We start from the raw sequence: 485 nt of genomic DNA, 5'->3' as shown, positions 1-485 counted from the left end.
CTGGCGGTGAAGTTCGGTCTCACCGTCGGCGACATCATCGACACCGTCCACCCGTTCCCGACGTTCAGCGAAGCGTTCAAACAGGCCTGTCAGGCGTTCCGGAGAGATACGTCGAAGATGAGCTGTTGTATCGAGTAGCGATCTCCAAAACAAACGTCGAACACACCGTTCTGAGCTGTTTGTTCTGACAGCCGGAGCGCTCGTGCGAACTCGTTTCACATCCGCCAAGACTGTTTAAAACGCTGCGATCACTCTATACCAAGATCGAATGTTGGAACTCTATCGGCTTCCCGGCTGTCCGTACTGTGCGAAGGTCGAAAACAAGCTCGACGAACTAGATCTGGAATACGAGCCGCATAACGTACTCCCCTTTCGGTTTCTCCGATTCGAGGTGAAATCGGTGAGCGGTCAGTCCGGGGTACCGGTGCTCGTCGACCCCGAACACGGAATCGAGGGGCTGCCAGAGAGCGACGACATCGTCGCCT

Annotated in this window: 2 protein-coding genes; both read left to right on the top strand. The window is 55.7% G+C overall.

The genetic code is table 11. The features are described 5' to 3' along the window. Positions 1–138: hypothetical protein (locus EXE44_RS22035; RefSeq protein WP_199241264.1), on the top strand; the 138-nt coding region annotated here is incomplete at its 5' end. A gap of 130 nt (positions 139–268) precedes the next feature. Beyond that, a partial coding sequence (locus EXE44_RS17590) for a glutathione S-transferase N-terminal domain-containing protein (protein WP_137718021.1) occupies positions 269–485 on the top strand: 217 nt, incomplete at its 3' end.

Origin of the sequence: Halorubrum sp. SS7 (assembly GCF_005435055.1) — an archaeon.
GTDB lineage: Archaea > Halobacteriota > Halobacteria > Halobacteriales > Haloferacaceae > Halorubrum > Halorubrum salinarum.
The sequence above is the reverse complement of the archived record's forward strand: the minus strand, read 5'-3'. Positions and strand labels throughout refer to the sequence as shown.